Annotated in this window: 21 protein-coding genes; 12 read left to right on the top strand and 9 right to left on the bottom strand. The window is 66.9% G+C overall.

The features are described 5' to 3' along the window. Positions 1-18: 18 nt before the first annotated feature. Entirely contained in the window at positions 19-1,134 is a 1,116-nt protein-coding gene (locus tag FGU64_RS20770; RefSeq protein WP_139955483.1) for an ATP phosphoribosyltransferase regulatory subunit, read from the bottom strand. A gap of 180 nt (positions 1,135-1,314) precedes the next feature. Further along, positions 1,315-2,820 (bottom strand): histidine--tRNA ligase, encoded by a 1,506-nt coding sequence (gene hisS, locus FGU64_RS20760; RefSeq protein WP_139954857.1) that lies wholly within the window; start codon positions 2,818-2,820, stop codon positions 1,315-1,317. A 146-nt stretch (positions 2,821-2,966) separates the two neighbouring features. Here hisS and FGU64_RS20755 point away from each other — a divergent pair, with 146 nt between their 5' ends. Next, on the top strand, positions 2,967-3,239 hold the full coding sequence (locus FGU64_RS20755; protein ID WP_139954856.1) for a hypothetical protein: 273 nt from the start codon (positions 2,967-2,969) through the stop codon (positions 3,237-3,239). 22 nt (positions 3,240-3,261) lie between these two features. Here FGU64_RS20755 and FGU64_RS20750 read toward each other — a convergent pair whose 3' ends face one another. Beyond that, positions 3,262-3,912 (bottom strand): hypothetical protein, encoded by a 651-nt coding sequence (locus tag FGU64_RS20750; RefSeq protein ID WP_139954855.1) that lies wholly within the window; start codon positions 3,910-3,912, stop codon positions 3,262-3,264. A 91-nt stretch (positions 3,913-4,003) separates the two neighbouring features. Here FGU64_RS20750 and FGU64_RS20745 point away from each other — a divergent pair, with 91 nt between their 5' ends. Then, positions 4,004-4,702, top strand: a complete 699-nt coding sequence (locus tag FGU64_RS20745) for a type 1 glutamine amidotransferase (protein ID WP_139954854.1) — start codon at positions 4,004-4,006, stop codon at positions 4,700-4,702. Between the two features lie 420 nt (positions 4,703-5,122). Further along, positions 5,123-5,251 carry a hypothetical protein gene (locus FGU64_RS23775; protein ID WP_269142576.1) on the top strand — a complete coding sequence of 43 codons (129 nt, stop codon included), beginning with the start codon at positions 5,123-5,125 and terminating at the stop codon, positions 5,249-5,251. On the opposite strand, the gene FGU64_RS20740 is transcribed toward FGU64_RS23775, so the two are convergent. The 3 genes from FGU64_RS20740 to FGU64_RS20730 are packed head-to-tail and all read right to left on the bottom strand — an operon-like array spanning position 5,227 to position 7,974. Continuing rightward, positions 5,227-5,988 (bottom strand): metallophosphoesterase, encoded by a 762-nt coding sequence (locus tag FGU64_RS20740; RefSeq protein ID WP_246671171.1) that lies wholly within the window; start codon positions 5,986-5,988, stop codon positions 5,227-5,229. The genes FGU64_RS23775 and FGU64_RS20740 overlap by 25 nt on opposite strands. Positions 5,989-6,023: 35 nt before the next feature. Further along, positions 6,024-7,160: an alpha-hydroxy acid oxidase gene (locus tag FGU64_RS20735; RefSeq protein WP_139954853.1), complete on the bottom strand. Its 1,137-nt coding sequence runs from the start codon at positions 7,158-7,160 to the stop codon at positions 6,024-6,026. Positions 7,161-7,176: 16 nt separating this feature from the next. Then, a complete protein-coding gene (locus FGU64_RS20730) occupies positions 7,177-7,974 on the bottom strand; it encodes an FCD domain-containing protein (RefSeq protein WP_139954852.1) in 798 nt (265 codons plus the stop codon). 221 nt (positions 7,975-8,195) lie between these two features. On the opposite strand from FGU64_RS20730, the gene FGU64_RS20725 reads away from it, so the two are divergent. The 5 genes from FGU64_RS20725 to glcF all read left to right on the top strand — a co-directional run bounded on the left by FGU64_RS20725 (position 8,196) and on the right by glcF (position 14,568). Beyond that, positions 8,196-9,521: a DUF3422 family protein gene (locus tag FGU64_RS20725; protein ID WP_139954851.1), complete on the top strand. Its 1,326-nt coding sequence runs from the start codon at positions 8,196-8,198 to the stop codon at positions 9,519-9,521. Between the two features lie 340 nt (positions 9,522-9,861). Then, the gene (locus FGU64_RS20720; protein ID WP_139954850.1) at positions 9,862-11,358 is read left to right on the top strand and encodes an FAD-linked oxidase C-terminal domain-containing protein; all 1,497 of its coding nucleotides are present in this window, start codon (positions 9,862-9,864) and stop codon (positions 11,356-11,358) included. A gap of 158 nt (positions 11,359-11,516) precedes the next feature. Next, complete coding sequence (locus FGU64_RS20715; RefSeq protein ID WP_246671170.1) at positions 11,517-11,873, top strand: DUF559 domain-containing protein; 357 nt, start codon at positions 11,517-11,519, stop codon at positions 11,871-11,873. Between the two features lie 160 nt (positions 11,874-12,033). Beyond that, complete coding sequence (locus FGU64_RS20710) at positions 12,034-13,239, top strand: FAD-binding protein (protein ID WP_139954848.1); 1,206 nt, start codon at positions 12,034-12,036, stop codon at positions 13,237-13,239. A gap of 9 nt (positions 13,240-13,248) precedes the next feature. After that, positions 13,249-14,568: a glycolate oxidase subunit GlcF gene (gene glcF / locus FGU64_RS20705; RefSeq protein WP_139954847.1), complete on the top strand. Its 1,320-nt coding sequence runs from the start codon at positions 13,249-13,251 to the stop codon at positions 14,566-14,568. A gap of 249 nt (positions 14,569-14,817) precedes the next feature. On the opposite strand, the gene FGU64_RS20700 is transcribed toward glcF, so the two are convergent. Further along, a complete protein-coding gene (locus FGU64_RS20700) occupies positions 14,818-15,747 on the bottom strand; it encodes a bifunctional 5,10-methylenetetrahydrofolate dehydrogenase/5,10-methenyltetrahydrofolate cyclohydrolase (protein WP_139954846.1) in 930 nt (309 codons plus the stop codon). Between the two features lie 202 nt (positions 15,748-15,949). Next, positions 15,950-16,717: a L,D-transpeptidase gene (locus FGU64_RS20695; RefSeq protein ID WP_139954845.1), complete on the bottom strand. Its 768-nt coding sequence runs from the start codon at positions 16,715-16,717 to the stop codon at positions 15,950-15,952. A gap of 220 nt (positions 16,718-16,937) precedes the next feature. Here FGU64_RS20695 and FGU64_RS20690 point away from each other — a divergent pair, with 220 nt between their 5' ends. The 3 genes from FGU64_RS20690 to FGU64_RS20680 all read left to right on the top strand — a co-directional run bounded on the left by FGU64_RS20690 (position 16,938) and on the right by FGU64_RS20680 (position 20,223). Then, positions 16,938-17,573 (top strand): DNA-3-methyladenine glycosylase I, encoded by a 636-nt coding sequence (locus FGU64_RS20690; RefSeq protein ID WP_139954844.1) that lies wholly within the window; start codon positions 16,938-16,940, stop codon positions 17,571-17,573. Between the two features lie 251 nt (positions 17,574-17,824). Further along, complete coding sequence (locus FGU64_RS20685) at positions 17,825-18,559, top strand: 16S rRNA (uracil(1498)-N(3))-methyltransferase (RefSeq protein ID WP_139955481.1); 735 nt, start codon at positions 17,825-17,827, stop codon at positions 18,557-18,559. Positions 18,560-18,849: 290 nt separating this feature from the next. Beyond that, positions 18,850-20,223, top strand: a complete 1,374-nt coding sequence (locus tag FGU64_RS20680; RefSeq protein WP_139954843.1) for a glutamate--cysteine ligase — start codon at positions 18,850-18,852, stop codon at positions 20,221-20,223. An 18-nt stretch (positions 20,224-20,241) separates the two neighbouring features. Here FGU64_RS20680 and FGU64_RS20675 read toward each other — a convergent pair whose 3' ends face one another. Next, complete coding sequence (locus FGU64_RS20675) at positions 20,242-20,436, bottom strand: hypothetical protein (protein WP_136359401.1); 195 nt, start codon at positions 20,434-20,436, stop codon at positions 20,242-20,244. Between the two features lie 308 nt (positions 20,437-20,744). On the opposite strand from FGU64_RS20675, the gene FGU64_RS20670 reads away from it, so the two are divergent. Continuing rightward, a complete protein-coding gene (locus tag FGU64_RS20670; protein WP_139954842.1) occupies positions 20,745-21,689 on the top strand; it encodes a DUF937 domain-containing protein in 945 nt (314 codons plus the stop codon). Positions 21,690-21,702: the final 13 nt, after the last annotated feature.

Genomic DNA, 21,702 nt, shown 5'->3' with positions numbered 1-21,702 from the left:
GGGTCCAAAACAAAAGACTCATTTGCCCTCCCGCACCGCCGCGATGCGGTCCAGCCAGACCGAGAAGCCGACGCCGGGAATGGACGTCCTGGCGCCGAGCAGCGTCAAGAGCCGGTCGTAGCGGCCGCCACCGACCAGCGGGCGTCCAGCCCCAGCGACGCCGATCTCGAAGACCAGGCCGGTGTAGTAATCCAGCGGGCGGCCGAAGGCGGCGTCGTAGCGGATCGTCTCGACCGGCAAGCCATGGCCGGCAAGCGCCTCGGCGCGGCGGCGGAAATTCTCCAGCGCCTGCCCGAGCAGCAGGCCGGCGTCGGCGGCGAAGGCTTCGAGGGAAGCTGCGGCATCGGGCAGCGGCGCCTCGATGGCCAGAAAGCCCTTGAGGGCGGCGAAAGCCTCGCCGGACAGGCGGATCGAGCGCAGTTGCGCCTTCTCGATGAGGCGGCGGGCAATGTCCGCCGGCGTGCGGCCGGCGGTTGCCGGCAGGCCTGCCTGCTCCATGCCCTCGGCGACGTAGGCGGCGAGCGCCTCAGTGTCGCCGTCTAGCGCCAGCAGCGCCACCGGGGCCGGCAGCGCGCCGTTGCGCGGCGGGTCGGCGAGGTCAGCCAGCGCGGCCTCCAGCACCTCCCTGGAGCCGAAGGCGCGGGCGAGGCGCATGCGCCAGCCGCGCGGCAGGCCGAGGGCTGCCAACACCGCCTCGAACAGCGTCTGGTCGCCCAGCGTGACGGCCAGCGGCGTGTCGGGCAACACGCGCATCAAAAGTGCGTAAGCATCGGCCACCGAGCGGGCGTCGGCGACAGCCGTATCGCGTTCGCCAAGGTCCTCGATGCCGGCCTGGAAGAATTCGGACGGGCCGTCGCGGCGCTGGCGGAAGACCTCGCCGATATAGCCGTAGCGGCGCGGCGTGCCGGCTTGGCTGGCGATGTGATCGCGGCAGACGGGGATGGTGAATTCGGGGCGCAGGCACAGCGTCTCGCCCGTCTCGCTCTCGGTGAGGAAGATGCGGCGGCGCAGATCCTCGCCGGCCATGTCGAGGAACGGGTTGGCCGGCTGCAGGACCGCCACGTCGACCACGCCGGCCTCGCGCTCGGCCAGCAGCGCGGCGATATCGGCGGCGAAGGACGGCAGGGCGGTCATGGTGCGCACCGCCCACTCTCCCCCCTTGAGGGAGAGATGGCCGCAAAGCGGCCAGAGGGGGTCGTTGCAGCAGCGCGAGGGACCAACAGAACGCCGAGCGCGGCCGCGGCGACCCCTCCCGACCGCTTCGCGGTCGTCCTTCGGCCCCCCTCAAGGGGGAGGGGGAGCGCCGGCGCATCCTTACCCACGGCCGCGCTCCGCAGCCTGTGCGTCGAGGATTTTTCGCACCTCGGCGACCAGATCGGCCTCGGCGACCGTCGCCTGGCCCGGCCGGGCCTCCTTGTATTCGGCGTGGTCGGCGATGGCGGCTGCCTGTCTGGCACCCTCCATCAGGTCCTTCAGCTGCACCTGGCCGGCCTCGCGCTCGTTGCCGCCCTGAATGACGGCGACAGGCGAGCCGCGCCGGTCGGCATATTTCAGCTGCGCCTTCATGCCGGCGCCGCCGAGATACATTTCGGCGCGGATGCCGGCCTTGCGCAGGTCCGACACCATCTTCTGGTAGCGGCCGAGGCTTTCCGTGTCGCGGTCCATCACCAGCACCACCACCGGCGCAATCACGTTGGACGTGTCGAGCTTGCCGAGGTTCTTCAGCGCCGTCATCAGGCGCGACACGCCGATGGAAAAGCCCGTCGCCGGCACCGGTTCGCCCCGGAAGCGCGACACCAGCCCGTCATAGCGCCCACCGCCGCCGACCGAGCCGAAGCGGACGATCTTGCCCTCGTCGTTTGGAATCTCGGCCAGCAGCTCGGCCTCGTAGACGGGGCCGGTGTAGTATTCGAGACCCCGCACGACGGAAGGATCGATCTTCACTCGGCCATCTTCGTAACCGGCTGCGGCAATCATGGCGCCGATATCGGCCAGTTCCTGCACGCCATCCTCACCGCGCGCGGAACCGGAAACGGCCGCCCGCATCGCCTGCAATTTCACCGCCGGATCGCTGTCGGATGCCGTCGTCAGCAAAAGCACCTTCTCAGCCTGCTCCGCCGTCAGTCCCGCGCCCTTGGTAAAATCGCCGCTGTCGTCCAGCCGGCCCTTGCCGAGCAAATCGCGCACGCCGTCCGGGCCGACTTTGTCCAGCTTGTCGATGGCGCGCAGCACGGTCAGCCGGCGACCGGCGTTATCGTCGCCGCCGAGGCCGATCGCCTCCAGCACGCCGTCCAGCACCTTGCGGTTGTTGACCCGGATGACGTAGTCGCCGCGCGCAATCCCCAGCGCCTCCATCACGTCGGCCATCATCATTGCCATTTCGGCGTCCGCCGCGACGCCCGGCGTGCCGACCGTGTCGGCGTCGAACTGCATAAACTGGCGAAAGCGCCCCGGCCCCGGCTTCTCGTTGCGGAAGACCCAGCCGGCACGGTAGCTGCGGAAGGGTTTCGGCAGGCGGTCGTAGTTTTCCGCCACGAAGCGCGCCATCGGCGCGGTGAGATCGTAGCGCAGCGACAGCCATTGCTCGTCGTCGTCCTGAAAGGAGAAGACGCCTTCGTTCGGGCGGTCCTGGTCGGGCAGGAACTTGCCGAGCGCATCGGTGTATTCGATCAGCGGCTGGTCGGCCGGCTCGAAGCCGTAGAGCTCGTAGACGGCCTTGATCCTGCCCATCATCAGTTCGACGGCGCGGATGTCATCGGCATGGCGATCGACAAAACCGCGCGGCAGGCGTGCCAGCATCTTCTGCGATTTGTCGGCCATGGTCGGTCCCCGCTGTCTCAGCTTGATCGCCGCGCCCCGGTGACAGGTTCGGGCGGGCGAGAGCGTCCTAGCCGATGGCGTTTGCAGCGGCAAGCTTACGGTGCGCGCTTTGGCCTGCCCGGCATGGAAACAAAAATGCACACGGATTGAAACAATTTCGCCGTTTTCGCGGCATGGCCATGGCGGCAAGGGGCGACATCGAAATCATCGACAGGAATGCAGCGCGGCTGAAGCCGGCCGCCGCGAGCATGCGCGCGCCCTCGGCAAGTGCCGCCGGCCCGTTCGAGCCGGTGGCGCCGCCGCGCAAAGGCGCGGGACTCGGCGATGCGCTGGTCACCGGCCTGCTGGTCGTCTATCCCGCCTTCGCCACGGTCGCCGCCGTGGTCGTCGGTTTCGCGCTCTCGGGCGGCGGCGCCTGACCAGCGAAGACGCTGGCTCTCATCACTGTTCGCGCCACACCGGGCGGTAGCCCTGCCGAAGCACGGCCAGCGTCGCGGCGGGCGTCAGCACTTTCAGCGTGTTTCCCAGCGAACCGAAGCGCACCGGCTTGCCGTAACCGGCGAAGCTCCACGGCAGCGCAGCACCGCCGCGCAGGGCGTAGGCGCGCGACCCGTCCGCCACCATGGCGCCATCCGGCAGGGCGGCAAGCTCCCCTGCCCCGACAGGAGGCGGCGTGCCGCCCGAGGCGAGGCGCTCGCGATGCAGGCGCTTGTCCAGCATCGGCGCGCGCGGTTCCTCGATGCCGAAGGCCGCGCCGAACCGCGCCAGGAAATCGGCCGCCCGTTCGCGCCGGCAGTAGAAGCAGGGGCGATGCCCCGCCGCCAGCGCCGTCACCTCGTCGAAGAAGAACAGCTCGGTCCAGCCGGCCTTGTCCGGCTCGCCGGGCCTGCCCTTGCGGTTGCGACCCATCGGCTCGCGGCGCACGTCGCGGAAGACGCATTCGCAGACGATCCAGGCCGGCAAGGCCCAGCGCTTGCGAAGCAGCGTCTTCGTTTCGGGATCGTGGATGATGCCGCGATTGCCGGTAAACAGGCCGCGTTCGGGCACGGCGTGGATCGCCCCGAACGGATCGACGCGGTTTTGCAGTGGCATAGCGTTTTCTCCGCCTGTCGGGCGCGCCTTGCTGGCCCGCCTCCGGCCGGCATGATAGTGCTCGCGCGTTCCAAACGCTGTCAGGATGGTCATGCGGGTACTGATTGTCGAGAATTATGACGGGACCGGCCTCGGCAACGTGGGCGCCGCCCTTGCCGAGGCGAATGCCGAGATCGACCTCTACCGGCCCTATCTCGGCGACGCGCTACCCACGGACACGACGGACCATGACGCGCTGGTGATGTTCGGCGGCGGCCAGAATGCGCTGGCGGACGAGGCGTATCCCTACTTTCCCGACCTGATGAAGCTCATCCGCACCTTCACCGACCGGCAGCAGGCGGTGCTGGGAATCTGCCTCGGCAGCCAGCTTATCGCCCGCGCCTTCGGCGGCGAGAACCACATCGGCACCGCCCGCGAATTCGGCTGGCAGAAGGTGTCGCTGGCGCCGGAGGCGAAGGCGGACACCGTGCTCGGCGGCCTGCCGGCCTCCTTCCCGACCTTCCAGTGGCACGACGACACTTTCTCTCTGCCCGGCGGCGCCGTGCGCCTGGCCGGCAATGCGGTGGCGGAAAACCAGGCTTTCCGCGTCGGCCGCGCCACCTACGGCTTCCAGTTCCATTTCGAAGCCGACCGGGCGCTGGTGCGGCAATGGAGCGCCAAGTTCGGCGACCTCATCGCGCAGAAACGCCCCGACTGGACTGAGACGATGGAAGCGGACGCCGCCAGCTTCGGCGCGGACGCCGACGAACGCGGCATCGCCATCGCGCGTGCCTGGGTGGCGGCGATCTGAACCAAGCAGTGCGTCCTTCGAGGCTCGCTGCGCTCGCACCTCAGGATGAGGGAGGTCGTGCACCGGCCCCGCTTGTTGAGGTTTTCTCCAAACGGTCCTCATCCTGAGGTGCGAGCGCAGCGAGCCTCGAAGGACGCACGACAAATCGTGGCATATCCGCCACGCCCCTGAAAATCCGTTGTGGACGACGTCTTTCGCGCTTGGCCTGTGGCCGGCCGATAGCCTATCAGCGCGACCGCTCTGCAACGGCATCGCAACCGGCACCGTCCCTCGGTGTTGCCGGCACGACACACCACCGAAACAGAGCGACCCTAGAAGCGCGCAATTGCCGAAACCTTGAAGCAAAAGCCGCGTTTTCAACACATTGGTAACCGCGTCCGTGCAGCCATGCGAACGGCTTCAAAACCTGGGATCACAACCGTGAAAGCAGCCCTCCTGTCCTTCGCCATGCTGGCCGCCATCGTCGTATGCGGCGTCGGCATCTACGCGGCCGACGCAGCCAACAACCACCTCGCCGTGGACGGCTACGGCGTCGTCGCGGCGCGCTGAGAGACGGCTTCGACCGTCGCCTCCAGGATACGCTTGGCGCCGCCTTCCACCGCCAGAGCGCTCAGCCTTCCCGACCCGACCGCGAAACTATCGAGATTGACCCGGTTCGGCCGGATATCGGCGGCCGTACCCGGCGTGTGGCCATGGACGACCACCTTCTCGTAGAGACCGGCGTGCAGCAGGAACTCGTCGCGAATCCAGACGAGATCGTGCGGATCCTGACGGGCGAGCGGCGTGCCGGGCCTGACGCCGGCATGGCAGAAGAAGAAATCGCCGAAGCTGGCCGAGGTCGGCAGCGAGCGCAGGAATTCCCTGTGGCCGGCGGGAATGGCCGCCGCCAGCGCGCGATGCCCCGCCTCGATCGATCCGGCCGTCAGCTCGACACCGTAGGAGCGCGCCGTCTCCACGCCGCCGAATCGGACGAACAGGCCGGTGGCGCTCGGTGCGTCGAGGAAATCGAGCAGTCCCTGCTCGTGGTTGCCCGACAGGCAAAGGAAGCGGGCGTCACGCGTCCGCCTGTCGATCAGGAAGTCGAGGACGCCCTTCGAATCCGGGCCGCGGTCGACGTAGTCGCCGAGATGGACGACGCGCCAGTCCGCCACGCCGTCCCGCGCGATCTCGGCCGCAATCGCATCGTACATGGCGGCAAGCAGATCCAGCCGGCCATGCACGTCGCCGATGGCGTAGAGGCGCATGCCTTTCGGCGCGCGGGCGTCGCGAAAATGAAGTCCCGGCATCAAGGCTCCGCCGATTCGATAACTGCCGGCGTATCCTATCGGTAGAGCATGTCCTTGCCGACCGTGTTGATGTCGCGGCGGCCGCACAGCGCCAGCGTCATGTCGAGTTCCTTGCGGATGATCTCCAGCGCCCTGGTGACGCCGCGCTTGCCGTCGGCGCCGAGCCCGTAGAGGAACGGCCGGCCGATATAGGTGCCCTTGGCGCCGAGGCAGAGCGCCTTGAGCACGTCCTGGCCGGAGCGGATGCCGCCGTCCATATGCACCTCGATGCGGTCGCCGACATGATCGACGATCTCCTCCAGCACCGAGATGGAGGACGGCGCTCCGTCGAGCTGGCGGCCACCGTGGTTGGAGACGATGATGGCGTCGGCGCCGGTCCTGGTCGCCATCTCGGCATCCTCCTTGTCGAGGATGCCCTTCAGGATCAGCTTGCCGCCCCAGCGCTCGCGAATCCATTCCACATCCTTCCACGACAGCGAGGGGTCGAACTGCTCGTCGGTCCAGGCTTTCAGCGAAGACAGGTCGGTGACGCCCTTGGCGTGGCCGACGATGTTGCGGAACGTACGTCGCTTGGTGCCCAGCATACCCATCACCCAGCGTGGGCGGATGGCCATGTCCAGAATGTTCGACGGCGTCATCTTCGGCGGCGCCGACAGGCCGTTGCGCAGATCCTTGTGGCGCTGCGCCAGGATCTGCAGGTCGAGCGTCAGCACCAGCGCAGAGCAGTTCGCGGCCTTGGCGCGATCGATGAGGTTATAGACGAAATCCTTGTCGCGCATGACGTAGAGCTGGAACCAGAAAGGTTTCTTCGTCACCGAGGCGACGTCCTCGATAGAGCAGATCGCCATGGTCGACAGCGTGAACGGCACGCCGAATTCCTCAGCCGCCTGCGCCGCCAGCATCTCGCCGTCGGCGTGCTGCATGCCGGTCGAGCCGGTCGGCGCCAGGGCCACCGGCATCGACACCTTTTCGCCGATCATGGTCGTTTCGAGCGTGCGGTTGTCCATGTCGACCAGCACGCGCTGGCGGAACTTTATCTTCTTAAAATCCTCCTCGTTGGCGCGATAGGTGCTCTCCGTCCAGCCGCCGGAATCGGCATAATCAAAGAACATCGTCGGCACGCGCCGGCGCGCCTGGCTCTTGAGGTCGTCGATGGTGAGATGGAGGCTCATCGAAAGGTTCCCAGGTTCAGGATCGTTTGCGTTGCAATTCGTGTTCGCCGGCGCGCTGGCGCAGCCTCAGCCGCGACACGCGCTGCCAGTCGCCGGTGCGTTCGGCCTCGGCCATCGAGCGCTCGACATAGGCGATGTGATCCATCGCCGCCTTGCGTGCGGCGGCAGGGTCGCCAGCCTTGACGGCCATGTAGATGGCGCGGTGCTGCGCCAGCAGTTCCTCGCGCGCGCCGGGCAAGGTGAACACCAGCAGCCGGTGGCGGAAGACCCCTTCCGACAGCAGCCGGTAGCACGAGCGCAGCGTGTGCAGCAGGATGATGTTGTGGGCGCACTCGCCGACGGCATGGTGGAACTCGACGTCGATCTCGGCCTCGTCCTCGAAGTCGCCGCTGTCGTAGGCATCGTCCATGCGCGCCATGATGGCATCGAGCAGCGCGATGTCGTCGGGCGTGGCGCGCCGGGCGGCGTATTCGGCCGCGATCCCCTCGATCTCGCGGCGGTATTCGAGATAGTCGCCTGCCGCCTTGCGATGGGTGGAGATCAGGTCCATCACCGGCTTGGAGAAGACCTGACCGATCACGTCGGCGACATGGGTGCCGCCGCCGTGGCGGGTGACCAGCAGGCCGCGCAGTTCCAGCGTCTTCAGCGCGTCGCGCAGGATCGGCCGCGATACCTCGAAGCGCTGGGCGAGGTCGCGCTCGCCGGGCAGCCGATCGCCGGTGCGCAGCACGCCTTCGAGGATCAGCGTCTCGATCTGGCCGATCACCTCGTCGGCCGTGCGCGAATGCTCGATGCGGGAAAAGATGTCGCTCAACGGAAATGCCCGCGAATGAAGCCCTGCCGCTTAGAATACAGGCAGCGTCGCCAACTGGTCAAATAATTTATCCAATTCCAGGTCAACCGTTCGGCGTATGGTCGCCCCCCCTGCGCTGGCCTTGCCGGATTCGGCATTTGCCTCCCGCCGCGATTGACCTTAGAGGCGAACGTCGCACGCAAGGCCCTGTCGCGGACCTGCGGCAAACCGGGGGACCGGCCGTGTCGGACGAGGCATCGAATCTGGAATTCAGGCCGCGCGCCGCTGGCGCGGTGCTGGGCTTTCCCACCCACGAGGGCCGGCCGGGCGCGCTCGGCGAGGTGCATGCGCGGCCCTATCCGCTGGTCGAAGGGCCAAGGGTGCTGGTGCAGCTTTCCTTCATGACCGAGGCGGGATCGAGCGTCGACCATGCGGTGCTGTCGGAACTGTCGCGGCGGCTCGGCATTGCCGCCCCCGACCGGCAGGCGCGCCATCACGCGATGAAGTGGGGCACCGGCACGCTGCGCTGGGAGCGGCACACGGAATTTTCCACCTATCTGTGGGAAGGCATGCTCGGCAAGGGCGGCCCCCAGCAGGAAGACTCTCCCTTCGGCAACGGCTTTTCGCCGCCCGGCACCGTGATCTCCGGCATCAGGCTGGAGATCCGCAAATGGACGCCGGCGGCCGAGAAGCTGATCGCCAATTTCGACCCGACCAGCCTGTGCTACTCGCTGGTCGAGCACGGCAAGGCCGCCATCGTCACCGATTTCCGCCAGGACGGCGACGGGCTGACCCGCATGCTGGTGCTCGACCGTGGGCTGACGCCGGCCTCGACCGGCGCGCTGTCGCAGCGGCTGATCGACATCGAGACGTACCGGACGCTGGCCGTGCTTGGCCTGCCGCTGGCGCTGGCGCTGTCGGCGCGCGTGCGGCGTATCGAGGACCGGCTGGCGACGATCACGCGCGAGATGAAGGACACTGATGCACGCGACAGCCACGCACTGCTGGCCGACCTGACCGAGCTTGCGGCCGAACTCGAGGCCGACGCCGCCGCCAGCCTCTACCGCTTCGGCGCCAGCCGCGCCTATGACGGCATCGTGCGCGAGCGGCTGGAGGCGCTGGACGAGGAACCGGTGCCCGGCCACGACACCTGGGCGGGCTTCCTCCAGCGCCGGGTCGCGCCGGCCATGCGCACCTGCCGCTCGGTCGAGGAACGGCAGGCGAACCTCTCCCGGAAACTCACCCGCGCCACGACGCTCCTGCGCACCTGGGTCGACGTCGAGGTGGAAAAGCAGAACCGCGACCTGCTCGCCTCCATGAACAACCGCGCCCGGCTGCAACTGCGCTTGCAGCAGACGGTGGAGGGCCTGTCTGTGGCGGCCGTCTCCTACTACGTCGTTGGCCTGATCGGCTATCTCGCCAAGGGCGGCGCCTCGGCCTTCGGCCACACCTTCTCGCCGGAAGCGGTGACGGCGGCGGCGGTCCCGGTCGCGGTGCTTGCCGTGTGGTGGGGTGTCAGGCGCATCCGACACTCTCATGCCGAGCAAGATCGGCCGGCGGGAGAGTAACGCCAACCTACTGAAGGGAGGCCATCGCCTGTGGCGCATTGCCCCTCTCCGTCGCGCTTCGCGCGCCACCTCCCCCCAACGGGGGGAGGAACTGTGGCCGCGATGCCGGCGCTTCTCCAGCTTGGGTTCCTCGCCCCTCTGGGGAGAGGTGGCGCGCGAAGCGCGACGGAGAGGGGGCGGTGCCATACGCGCTGTACTTTCCGCATGGGAGGGCCACGCGGCCAATTGCCGCTGCGGAATGCGACGCGCTCCGCCGCTTCCGAATTCGCCGAAAGCAGCATTTGCATGCAGCTCCGCTAATTGGTAAAAGCTTTTTACCAGTTCGACGGAAGGATATGTCATGTCCGGGCTTGCCATGCCGAAGGCAGACAGCGAGACGATGGCCCGCCGTGCGACCATCGTCGCCGATCTGCGCGCCATCGTGCCGGGCGAAGGCGTCGTCGAGACGGTCAACGAGATGCGCGCCTTCGAGAGCGACGGGCTCACCGCCTATCGGCAACTCCCGCTTGTCGTCGTGCTGCCGGAAACGGTGGCGCAGGTGTCGCGGGTGCTGAAATACTGCAACGAGCATAAAATCCGTGTCGTGCCGCGCGGCTCCGGTACCTCGCTGTCCGGCGGCGCGCTGCCGCTGGAGGACGCGGTGCTGCTAGTGATGAGCCGCTTCAACCGCATTCTGTCGATAGATTACCCGAACCGTGTCGTCGTCGCCCAGCCCGGCGTCACCAATCTCGGCATCACGCGGGCGGTGGAGGAAGAGGGTTTCTACTACGCTCCCGACCCCTCCTCGCAGATCGCCTGCTCCATCGGCGGCAACGTGGCGGAGAATTCCGGCGGCGTGCACTGCCTGAAATACGGGCTGACCGCCAACAACGTGCTCGGCATCGAAATGGTGCTGATGGACGGCGAGGTGATCCGCCTCGGCGGCCGGCATCTCGATGCCGAAGGCTACGACCTGCTCGGCATCATGACCGGCTCGGAAGGTCTGCTCGGCGTCGTCACCGAGGTGACTGTGCGCATCCTGAAGAAGCCGGACACGGCGCGCGCGCTGCTGATCGGTTTCCCGACCAGCGAGCAGGGCGGCCAATGCGTCGCCGACATCATCGGCGCCGGCATCATTCCCGGCGGCATGGAGATGATGGACGCGCCGGCCATCCGCGCGGCCGAGGATTTCGTCCAGGCCGGCTATCCGCTCGACTGCGAGGCGCTGCTGATCGTCGAACTGGACGGGCCGGCGGTCGAGGTCGACCACCTGATCGGCGCGGTCGAGGCGATCGCCATCAGGAACGGCTCGACCACCTGCCGCATTTCGGCAAGCGAGGACGAGCGGCTGGCCTTCTGGGCCGGGCGCAAGGCAGCCTTCCCGGCCGTCGGGCGCATCTCGCCGGACTATTACTGCATGGACGGCACCATCCCGCGCAAGGAACTGCCGCGCGTTCTGCACGGCATGAGAGAGCTTTCGGAGAAATACGGGCTTGGCGTCGCCAACGTCTTCCACGCCGGCGACGGCAATTTGCATCCGCTGATCCTTTACGACGCCAACAAGCCCGGCGAACTGGAAAGCGCCGAGGCCTTCGGCGCCGACATCCTGCGCCTGTGCGTGGCGGTCGGCGGCGTGCTGACCGGCGAACACGGCGTCGGTGTCGAAAAGCGCGATCTGATGCCGGAAATGTTCAACGAAACGGATCTCGACCAGCAGATGCGGGTGAAATGCGCCTTCGACCCCGGCCACCTGCTCAACCCCGGCAAGGTGTTTCCTCAATTGCGGCGATGCGCCGAACTGGGACGGATGCATGTGCACAAGGGGCAAGTCGCGTTCCCGGATATTCCGAGGTTCTGATGGCGAGGGCATCACACGACCTGGGTTCCTCGTCCCCGCGAAGCCGGGGAGAGGTGGCGCGAGCGGAGCCCGCGACGGAGAGGGGGGCTCCCGATCAGCCAAGCCGTCGCTCACCGGAAAGAATCGCCCGCGCGCGCCGACTCCGCCATGGCGACAACATGGCCGAAGCAATTCTCTGGAACGAATTAAAGGCCAAGCGGCTCGGCGGCTATAAATTCGCACGTCAGGTGCCAATCGGCCCTTACTTCGCTGATTTCGTCTGTCGCGAGCACAAGCTTGTGGTGGAGTTGGACGGCAGTCAGCATGCTGACAACGACTATGACCGACAACGTGACGAATTCATGCGAGCGGAAGGTTACTCGGTGCTGCGCTTTTGGAGCGTCGATGCGTTGAAGCACGTGCCGAGCGTCTTCGAGACGATATTGGCAGCGGTTGAGGGGCGATTGGCCGAGGACGTCATCTCCGCCGATTTGCGCTTCGTCATGGCCAAAGCTGGCAAAGATCGCGCACCGTGACAGCCGCAGCCCCCTCTCCGTCGCGCTTCGCGCGCCACCTCTCCCCCACTCCGTGGGGGCGAGGAACCGAGGCGTTCGCGATTGGCAGTTCCTCGCCCCCGCACAGCGGGGGAGAGGTGGCGCGGGCGGAGCCCGCGACGGAGAGGGGGTTGGCACACCCATGACCATCTTCACACCCACCACAGCCGCCGAAACGCTTTCCGCCGTGCAATGGGCGCTGGCGGAGGAGGCGCCGCTGGAAATCCTCGGCCACGGCTCCAAGCAAAGCATCGGCCGGCCGGTGCAGGCTGAACATACGCTCGACCTCTCCCGACTGACCGGCGTAACCCTCTATGAACCGGCCGAACTGGTTCTCTCTGCGAAGGCCGGCACGCCGCTTGCCGAAATCGAGGCCCTGCTCGCCGAGAATGGCCAGCAGTTCGCCTTCGAGCCGTTGGACTACGGCCCACTGCTCGGAGAGGCACCGGGGCGCGGCACCATCGGCGGCGTGCTGGCGGCGAACCTTGCCGGTCCGCGCCGGCTCAAGGCGGGCGCGGCGCGCGACCATATCCTCGGCATCCATGCCGTTTCGGGACGCGGCGAGGCGTTCAAGTCGGGCGGGCGCGTGGTCAAGAACGTCACCGGCTACGATCTTTCCAAGGGATTGGCCGGCTCCTGGGGCACGCTGGCGGCGGTCACCGACGTCACCTTCAAGGTGCTGCCCGCCGCCGAGACCGAGACGACGCTTGCCGTGCGTGGGCTCTATGACGAGCAGGCGGTGGCCGCCATGGCGCTCGCCATGGGCTCCAGCGCGGAAGTCTCAAGTGCGGCGCACCTGCCCTATCCTGCCGTCGCGCGCGTCAATGGCGGCCGCTTCGGCAGCGATGCCGCGACGCTGCTGCGCGTCGAGGGGTTCGCGCCGTCCGTCACTGCCCGACTCGCCATGCTGACGGCGCTCTTGAAAAATGCTGGCCCGCTGGAGGAAATCGCCGGCGAAAAATCCAGGCTGCTGTGGGGCGAAGTGCGCGACTGCGCGCCCTTCGCCGGGAACGACGAGCGGCCGGTCTGGCGCGTTTCGATGGCGCCGTCCGACGGCCACGCCATGGTCATGGCGTTGCGCCGGCAGACGGCCGTCGACGCCTTCTACGACTGGCAGGGCGGGCTCGCCTGGCTGCGCATGGAAAGCGGCGAGCCGGAAGCCGACCTGATGCGCGCGCTGGTGAAGAAGCACGGCGGCGGCCACGCCACGCTGGTGCGCGCCAGCGCGGCGGATCGCGCGGCGCTGCCGGTGTTCCAGCCGCAGCCGCCGGCGCTCGCCGCCCTTTCGGCGCGGCTGAAGGGTGAGTTCGACCCGAAGGCTATCCTCAACCCCGGCCGCATGGCCTAGGCGGACATCATGCAGACGACTTTCTCACCCGAGCAGCTCGCCGATCCGCATGTGGCGGAATCGGAAAAGATCCTGCGCAAATGCGTGCATTGCGGCTTCTGCACCGCGACCTGCCCGACCTATGTGACGCTGGGCAACGAACTCGACAGCCCGCGCGGCCGCATCTACCTCATCAAGGACATGCTGGAGGCCGGGAGGCCGGCGGACAAGGAGATCGTCACCCATATCGACCGCTGCCTTTCCTGTCTCGCCTGCATGACGACCTGCCCGTCGGGCGTGAACTACATGCACCTGGTCGACCATGCCCGCGCCCATATCGAAAAGACCTACAGGCGCCCCCTGCCCGACCGGCTGGTGCGGGCGCTGCTCGCCTTCGTGCTGCCTTACCCCGCTCGCTTCCGCGCCGCGCTGAAACTGGCGAAGCTCGGCCGTCCCTGCGCCGGCCTGTTCGAGGGCACGGCGCTGAAACCGCTCGCCGCGATGCTGAAACTGGCGCCGAAGACGGTGCCGGCCGCATCGCCGGTGTCCCGGCCCGGCAGTCATCCCGCCAAAGGTGCGCGGCGCGGGCGCGTGGCGTTGCTCACCGGCTGCGCGCAATCCGTTCTCGATCCGGCCATCAACGAGGCGACCGTGTCGCTGCTCACCCGCCTCGGCGTCGAAGTCGTGGTGCCGCGCGGCGAAGGGTGCTGCGGCGCGCTGGTCCATCACATGGGCAAGGAGGACGCAGCGCTGGCCGATGCACGACGCAACGTCGATGCCTGGACACGCGAGGCCGAGGCCGGCGGGCTGGATGCCATCGTCATTACCGCATCGGGCTGCGGCACGACGATCAAGGACTACGGCTTCATGCTGCGGCTCGATTCGGCCTATGCCGACAAGGCGGCGAAAGTCTCGGCTCTGGCCAAGGACGTGACGGAATATCTTGCCACGCTGGACCTGCCGGAACCGGCGAAGAAGCCGGGAATCGCGGTGGCCTATCATTCGGCCTGCTCCATGCAGCACGGCCAGAAGATCACGCGCCAGCCGAAGGAGCTTCTGGCGCGCGCCGGCTTCGTGGTGAAGGAGCCGCGCGAGGGGCATCTGTGCTGCGGCTCGGCCGGCACCTACAATATGCTGCAACCGGAAATCTCGGCGCGCTTGCGCGACCGCAAGGTGAAAAACATCGAGGCGACGGGGGCGGCGCTGGTCGCTACCGGCAACATCGGCTGCATCACCCAGATCGCCTCGGCGGCGGACATGCCGGTGGTGCATACGGTGCAGCTTTTGGACTGGGCCTATGGCGGGGAGCGGCCGAAGGGCGTGGCGAAGGTCGCGATGGCGGGGGAATGAACCTGCGAACCGATCGATGCGTGAATTTTCGATAGTCGGCGCCGCCCCTCACCTGCCTGCCGGCATCCTCTCCCCGTAAACGGGGAGAGGGGCGCTTGCGTCGATGGTTTCGCGAATCGCCAATGTCGCAGAACGGGCGACGACGTTCCGTCCGCCTCTTTCTCCCCGTTTACGGGGAGAAATGTCCGGCAGGACAATGAGTGGCGGCGCTACGATAGAGAATGAAGCGCGCCGGGCAGCGCAGCCCCGCTATTCCGCCGCGATCCTCACGCCATTGTCCCCCACGCCATAAGTCGCGCGGTAAAGGTCGCGCTGGCGGTTGAGCGCCACCATGGTGTTGCGCAGCAGGATGGCGACGGTGAGCGGCCCGACCCCGCCCGGCACCGGCGTGATCCAGGAGGCGACGTCCTTGACGCTGTCGGTGTCGACGTCGCCGACGATGCGTTCCTTGCCGTCGGGGCCGATCTCGGTGTTGATGCCGATATCGATGACGGCAGCACCCGGCTTGACCATATCGGCCTTGATAAGGCGCGGCTTGCCGACCGCCACGAACAGCGCGTCGGCGCGGCGCGCATGCGCGGCCACCGAGCGCGTCATGTGGTGGCACACCGTTACCGTGGCGCCCTCGCTCATCAACAGGAAAGCGATCGGCTTGCCGACAATCTCGGAATGGCCGACCACGACCACCTCCAGGCCTTTCAGGTCGAGGCCCGTTTCCTTGAGCAGTTCGACCGAGGCGGCTGCCGTGCAGGGCGCGAGGTCGAGCTGGTTGTAGACGATGTTGCCGATCGAGGCCGGGTGCATGCCTTCCACGTCCTTGATTGGATGGATGGCGGCCTGGATCGCCTTGATCGGGATATGCGCCGGCACCGGGCGCTGGACGATGATACCGGTGATGCGCGGATCGGCGTTCATGCCCTGGATGGCGGCTTCCAGTTCGGCCGCCGTCAGGTCGGCGGGAAAGCGCCGCTCCTCGAAATCGATGCCGGCAAGTGCCGCCTTGGCGCGCTGGTTGCGGACATAGACATCCACCGCCGCGACGTCGCCGACGGTGATCGACACCAGCTTCGGTGGAAAACCGTCGGCCCGTGCTTCTTCGGCGTCGCGCCGCACGGCGGCGATGATGCGCTGGGCGACGGGGCCGCCTTTCAGATAGCGGCTGTCGTCTGGAAGGGACATGGATCGATTCTCCGCGGCTGTCCGGCCGTGGTGTTAGCATCGCCCGCCCGGTCGTGGCGGCACGAATGCGAACAGCACTGCCTCTTGTGCGACGCACAAATACTGCGGGCCAGTGCAAAGCGAAAGGGCAGCGCGGTTGCCCGGCTGCCCTTCCGTGACCGGCCATGTCCCCACACGGCCCGTCCCCCGTTGTCCCGAGAATCTACATGACGACGACCGTCGTGCCAACCGGCACGCGCTCGTAAAGATCGACGACGTCCTCGTTGCGCATGCGAATGCACCCGGACGACACCGCGCCGCCGATGGTCCAGGGCTGGTTGGTGCCATGGATGCGATATTCGGTGGTGCCGATGTAGAGCGCGCGCGCGCCGAGCGGATTTTCGATGCCGCCGGCCAGGAAGGTCGGCAGGTAACGGCCCTTGGCGGCTTCGCGCTTGATCATCGCCGCCGGCGGGCGCCAGTCCGGCCATTCGCGCTTGGCGGTGACTTTATGCGTGCCGGCCCATTCGAAGCCCGGTTTGCCGGTGCCGACGCCGTAGCGCCGCGCCTTGCCGTCCTTCTCGACCAGATAAAGGAAGTTCTGGTGCGTATCGATGACGATGGTGCCCGGCTTCTCCTTCCCGTCGTAGGCCACTTCCTGCGGCAGGTAGATCGGGTTCATCTGCTTCGGCACCATGATGGTGCGGCGCGCCCGATTCTGTCCTGCGGCGGGGCGCGGCACGGCGGCTGTGCGGGTCTGGTCCGGTTCCGCCTGCCGCACGGCCTGCCGGCGCTGGCGCAGACGGGGCTGTTCCACCGCCTGCCGGCTCTGGCGCATGACGCGCGGCGCGCCCTGGAGTTGCAGCACCCACGGTGCCGAGAGGTCCGGACTGACCACGACGGGCGGACGCTCGGCATAACGGTCGCCGGCATTGGCTGGAGCAACCAGCAGGACGGCGACGCCGGCGAGCGGCAAAAGGAATCTCATCATCGGGACGTACTCTCGAACACGATCGTCTGGACGGCGGGAAACGGGTGTCCCGCCCCTTCGCCTGCCGCCATGGTGGCGCCTGAGGGAAACCGAAAAGTGAATCGAAATCAGTAAAATGCCGCTTTGTCAGTAAACCTTCCGGTACGGTTACCGGCCGGTTCAGGAATCTGGTAAAGCGGCCGTAAAGCCGTGGCATGGCCGGTTAACCAATGGATAGAGCATGAGCGACGCAACAGGATTGATGACCGGACCCGACGGCGCGGTGCGCTGCGCCTGGCCCGGCAACCTGCCGGACTACCTCGCCTACCACGACAATGAATGGGGCCGGCCAGTGGCCGACGACCGGCGGCTGTTCGAGAAGATCTGCCTGGAAGGCTTCCAGTCGGGCCTGTCCTGGCTGACCATCCTGCGCAAGCGCGAAAATTTTCGCGAAGCCTTCGACGGCTTCGACTTCGAGCGGGTGGCGAAGTTCACCGAAGCTGATGTCGAGCGGCTGCTGACCAATGCCGGCATCATCCGCCATCGCGGCAAGATCGTCTCCACCATCAACAACGCGAAACGGGCGCGCGAACTGGCCGACGAGGCCGGTTCGCTGGCTGCCTTCTTCTGGCGCTTCGAGCCGGCGGCGAACGAACGGCCGGCGGTGGTGGATCTCGCGCATATCCGCGCCAACCCGACCACGGCCGTCTCTGCGCGCATTTCCAAGGAGCTGAAGAAACGCGGCTGGAGCTTCGTCGGCCCGACGACGGTCTATGCTTTCATGCAGGCGATGGGGCTGGTCAACGACCATCTCGAAGGCTGCACCTGTCGCGCCAGGATCGAAGCCGAGCGCAAGGCGTTCAAGCGTCCGGGGTGACACGCGGACTGAATTCGAGCAGAGACGTCGACCCCCACTCCGTCCCGCTACGCGGGCCACCTCTCCCCTGTTCGACGGGGGGAGAGGAAAGCCGGCCGCAATCCTGGCGCCCTTCCTCTCCCCCTGTCAGGGGGGAGGTGGCTTGCGCAGCAAGACGGAGTGGGGGTGATTAGCCTTCGCTAAGCCGAACTCGGGCTACGAAGAACATGACCCGCCTTGACCGCGCTCGTCGCCTGCCGCATGGATCGGCCATGCGCGCCAACTACAGAATGCAGCGGCTGTTCGTGCCGCACGACCTTGCCGCCGGGACCGAGATCGAGGCCGATCCGCAGCAGAGCCATTACCTCACCAACGTGCTGAGGCTGGCGGAGCGCGCCGAGGTCCTTCTGTTCAACGGCCGCGACGGCGAGTGGTCGGCGGCGATTGCCGGCCGAACCAAAAAGACCGTGCGGCTGACCGTTCTGGTAGAGCAAAGGCCGCAGCCGCCGCTACCGGACCTCGTCTACTGCTTCGCGCCGCTGAAACAGGGGCGGCTCGACTACCTGGTGCAGAAGGCAGTGGAAATGGGCGCCGGCGTTCTGCAGCCGGTCGCCACCCAGCATACGCAGGTTGCGAAGCCCGGTATCGAACGCCTGCGCGCCAACGTCGTCGAAGCGGCCGAGCAATGCGGCATCCTGGCGGTTCCGGAAGTTCGTGAATCCGAAAAGCTGGACCGGCTGCTGGCCGGCTGGGATGCCGGGCGACGGCTGATCTTCTGCGACGAGGACGCCTCGACCAACAACCCGCTGCCCGCCCTGAAGGCGCTGACGGAGAAAAAACTCGGTCTGCTGGTCGGGCCGGAAGGCGGCTTTTCGGACGACGAAAGAAGGATGCTGCGGGCGCTGCCCTTCGTCACCGCCATCCCGCTCGGGCCACGCATCCTGCGCGCCGATACGGCGGCGGTGGCGGCACTCGCCGTCATCCAGGCGACCGCCGGAGACTGGTAGCCCGTTCCCTGCCCACGACAGGGTCTTGCCGCCATCGCGTTTGCGCCCGGACAAACATTCAACTCCGTTGACGCATGGCTCAGCAAATTTTGCTTGATCGCGCGGCCTGCTATCGTCCATCAAGCCGCCGCGGCCTGAGGCCGCTAAAGCGTGCCGCGATCTTCCGGATTCGCCCGGCACGCTTTAGATTCCTGATTTTACGCATGTCTTTGTCCCGAAACCAGTTCCCACTTTCGGGAGACATGCTCTAGTGAGCGGGGCGCTCCCGACAGGACGCCAGAAGAGGTTGCATGGCGCGCGACACGACGGACAATCAGCCGATAGAAGGCCTCGACCAACTCGTCGGCTATCTCGCCGCCGGCAACAAGCCGCGCGACAAATGGCGCATCGGCACCGAGCATGAGAAATTCCCGTTCTACACCGACGGCAACGCCCCGGTGCCTTACGGCGGCGAGCGCGGCATCCGCGCCATTCTGGAAGGCATGCAGGAAAAGCTCGGCTGGGACCCGATCATCGACGACGGCCGCATCATCGGCCTTGTCGAGCCGACCGGACAGGGCGCCATTTCGCTCGAACCGGGCGGCCAGTTCGAGCTTTCGGGCGCGCCGCTGGAGACGATCCACCAGACCTGCCGCGAGGGCAACGCGCATCTCGCCCAGTTGCGTGAGATCGCCGAACCGCTCGGCATCCGTTTTCTCGGCCTCGGCGGCAGCCCGAAATGGTCGCTTGCCGAGACGCCGAAGATGCCGAAGTCGCGCTACGAGATCATGACGCGCTATATGCCCAAGGTCGGCACCAAGGGCCTCGACATGATGTACCGCACCTGCACCATCCAGGTGAACCTCGACTTCGAGAGCGAGCGGGACATGCGGCGCAAGATGCAGGTGTCGCTCAAGCTCCAGCCTTTGTCGACGGCGCTGTTCGCCAACTCGCCCTTCACCGAAGGCAAGCCGAACGGCTTCCTGTCGTGGCGCGGCGACATCTGGCGCGATACCGACAACCAGCGCTCCGGCATGCTGGAATTCTGCTTCTCGCCCGATTTCGGCTTCGCCGACTATGTCGAATGGGCGCTCGACGTGCCGATGTATTTCGTCATCCGCGACGGTCGCTATCACGATATGACGCACATGACCTTCCGCCAGTTCATGGCCGGCGCCGCCCGCAAGGAGGTGCCGGACGGCATGCCGACGATGGGCGACTGGGCAAACCACCTGTCGACGCTTTTCCCCGACGTGCGGCTGAAGCGTTTCCTGGAAATGCGCGGCGCCGACGGCGGACCATGGCGGCGCATCTGCGCCCTGCCCGCCTTCTGGGTCGGCCTGCTCTACGACGAGGCAGCACTTGACGCCATCGAGGCGCTGACGGCCGACTGGACCTATGCCGAGGCGCTCGCCATGCGCGACGCGGTGCCTGAAAAAGGCATTGCCGCGCCGTTCCGCAACACCACCTTGCGCGAAGTCGCCCGCGACGTGCTGGCGATCTCGCGCGACGGGTTGAAGCGGCGCCATCGGCTGAACCGCGACGGCTATGACGAGACGTCGTTCCTGTCGACGCTGGAGGAAGTGATGGCGCGCGGCACCACCAGCGCCGAGGAAATGCTCAGCGCCTATCACATGCGCTGGGGCGATTCGATCGAGCCGGTCTTCCTCGAATACGCCTACTGACGGCGATCCGGCAGCGGGTCAGGACCGCTGCGCGCGCTTGGGAAAGTGCAGGATTTCGGCGCGACGCTGGGGCCGGCTGCATTCGGCTACGGCGACCCGCTCGATCAGGTGGTCGAGCGCCTCGCGCAACTGGCACGCAAGCTCGTCGTCACCATGCACGTGAAGCCACGCGCCTTCGAGATATTGCCGCACGACGGCGAAATCAGTCTGCATTGTCTCTCCTTGATGCCGCCGCCACCATCGTTTTAGCATCCGCTTCTATGCAAATCGGAAAGGTCCGGGCGGGGAATTGATTCAAAACGGTTTGGATCAATCTGAAACAAAACGTCATTATCGTTCCCGGCCCGGCTGACATAGGCGTAAGCAGGGCGCGGCGGCGACCGTCCGGCAACGCTGGGTGGAGGCTTCAGGCAACATACCGTCGCGTCCACCCTCTCCCGCTACCTCCTGTACCAGTAGCCCTTCAATCCGTTGCCAAAACACTCTAGGCTGGCGCTATCGGATCGCCGGGAGGAATAGCGATGATGCCCTTGTTCGACATGCTGGCGCAGGCCCAGAACGGCCAGGGCCTCGAACTCCTGGCAAGGCAGTTCAATCTTTCCCAGCAGCAGGCGCAGCTTGCGGTGGAAGCGCTGTTGCCGGCCTTCAGCCAGGGCCTGAAGCGCAGCACGTCCGATGCCCAGGGCCTCGGCGGCTTCATGAACGCGCTGGCCAGCGGGCAGTACGGCCAGTTCTTCGAGAACGCGAATCAGGCCTTCTCGCAGCAGGGCGTGAACCAGGGCAACGACGTGCTCGGCCAGCTTTTCGGTTCCAAGGACCTGTCGCGCGCGGTGGCCGCGCAGGCGGCGCAGGCCACCGGCATCGGCAGCCAGGTCTTGCAGCAGATGCTGCCGGTCATCGCCTCGATGCTGATGGGCGGCCTGTTCAAGCAGACGACGAATCAGATGCCGAAGGCTGGCATGCAGAGCGCCCAGGCCGGCGGCTTCGGCAGCGCCAACAACCCGCTCGGCCAGATCATCGAGGAAATGATGAAGCAGGGCGGCGGCATGATGGGCGGTCAGCCCGCGCCGCAGCAGAGGCAGGCGCCGCAGGGCCAGAACCCGTTCGATCCGCTCGGCAACAACCCGTTCGGCAAGGTGCTGCAGGACATGTTCGGCGGCGGAGGAGGCCAGCAGCAGGCGCCGCAGGGGCGTGCGCAGCAGGGGCAGAACCCCCTCGGCGACAATCCCTGGGGCAAGATCCTCGAGGACATGATGGGCGGCGGCCAGCAGAGCGGGCAGGCACGGCAACGGCAGGCACCGCAGCCGGACCCCGAGCCGGCCAATCCCGGCGGCAGGCCACGCAACCCCTACGACGACATCTTCGGCAAGATGTTCGAGACCGGCCGCCAGCAGCGCGACGACTACGAGAAGAACATGGGTTCGGTGTTCGACCAGTTCCTGCGCGGCATGGACCGCAACCGCTGAGCTGAGCCGCCGA

The organism is Mesorhizobium sp. 8 (assembly GCF_006351905.1).
Classification (GTDB): domain Bacteria; phylum Pseudomonadota; class Alphaproteobacteria; order Rhizobiales; family Rhizobiaceae; genus Mesorhizobium; species Mesorhizobium composti.
Note: the sequence above shows the minus strand (reverse complement) of the source record. Positions and strands in the feature narration are given on the sequence as shown.

What these genes read in the sequence shown, in the direction of transcription:
- FGU64_RS20700 (WP_139954846.1), bottom strand. Translation starts at nt 15,747, where the DNA reads ATGTCCCTTCCAGACGACAGCCGCTATCTGAAAGGCGGCCCCGTCGCC.
- FGU64_RS20720 (WP_139954850.1), top strand. Translation starts at nt 9,862, where the DNA reads ATGTCCGGGCTTGCCATGCCGAAGGCAGACAGCGAGACGATGGCCCGC.
- FGU64_RS20740 (WP_246671171.1), bottom strand. Translation starts at nt 5,988, where the DNA reads ATGCCGGGACTTCATTTTCGCGACGCCCGCGCGCCGAAAGGCATGCGC.
- FGU64_RS20710 (WP_139954848.1), top strand. Translation starts at nt 12,034, where the DNA reads ATGACCATCTTCACACCCACCACAGCCGCCGAAACGCTTTCCGCCGTG.
- FGU64_RS20770 (WP_139955483.1), bottom strand. Translation starts at nt 1,134, where the DNA reads ATGACCGCCCTGCCGTCCTTCGCCGCCGATATCGCCGCGCTGCTGGCC.
- glcF (WP_139954847.1), top strand. Translation starts at nt 13,249, where the DNA reads ATGCAGACGACTTTCTCACCCGAGCAGCTCGCCGATCCGCATGTGGCG.
- FGU64_RS20695 (WP_139954845.1), bottom strand. Translation starts at nt 16,717, where the DNA reads ATGATGAGATTCCTTTTGCCGCTCGCCGGCGTCGCCGTCCTGCTGGTT.
- FGU64_RS20735 (WP_139954853.1), bottom strand. Translation starts at nt 7,160, where the DNA reads ATGAGCCTCCATCTCACCATCGACGACCTCAAGAGCCAGGCGCGCCGG.
- hisS (WP_139954857.1), bottom strand. Translation starts at nt 2,820, where the DNA reads ATGGCCGACAAATCGCAGAAGATGCTGGCACGCCTGCCGCGCGGTTTT.
- FGU64_RS20675 (WP_136359401.1), bottom strand. Translation starts at nt 20,436, where the DNA reads ATGCAGACTGATTTCGCCGTCGTGCGGCAATATCTCGAAGGCGCGTGG.
- FGU64_RS20690 (WP_139954844.1), top strand. Translation starts at nt 16,938, where the DNA reads ATGAGCGACGCAACAGGATTGATGACCGGACCCGACGGCGCGGTGCGC.
- FGU64_RS20670 (WP_139954842.1), top strand. Translation starts at nt 20,745, where the DNA reads ATGATGCCCTTGTTCGACATGCTGGCGCAGGCCCAGAACGGCCAGGGC.
- FGU64_RS20745 (WP_139954854.1), top strand. Translation starts at nt 4,004, where the DNA reads ATGCGGGTACTGATTGTCGAGAATTATGACGGGACCGGCCTCGGCAAC.
- FGU64_RS20685 (WP_139955481.1), top strand. Translation starts at nt 17,825, where the DNA reads ATGCGCGCCAACTACAGAATGCAGCGGCTGTTCGTGCCGCACGACCTT.
- FGU64_RS20750 (WP_139954855.1), bottom strand. Translation starts at nt 3,912, where the DNA reads ATGCCACTGCAAAACCGCGTCGATCCGTTCGGGGCGATCCACGCCGTG.
- FGU64_RS20715 (WP_246671170.1), top strand. Translation starts at nt 11,517, where the DNA reads ATGGCCGAAGCAATTCTCTGGAACGAATTAAAGGCCAAGCGGCTCGGC.
- FGU64_RS20680 (WP_139954843.1), top strand. Translation starts at nt 18,850, where the DNA reads ATGGCGCGCGACACGACGGACAATCAGCCGATAGAAGGCCTCGACCAA.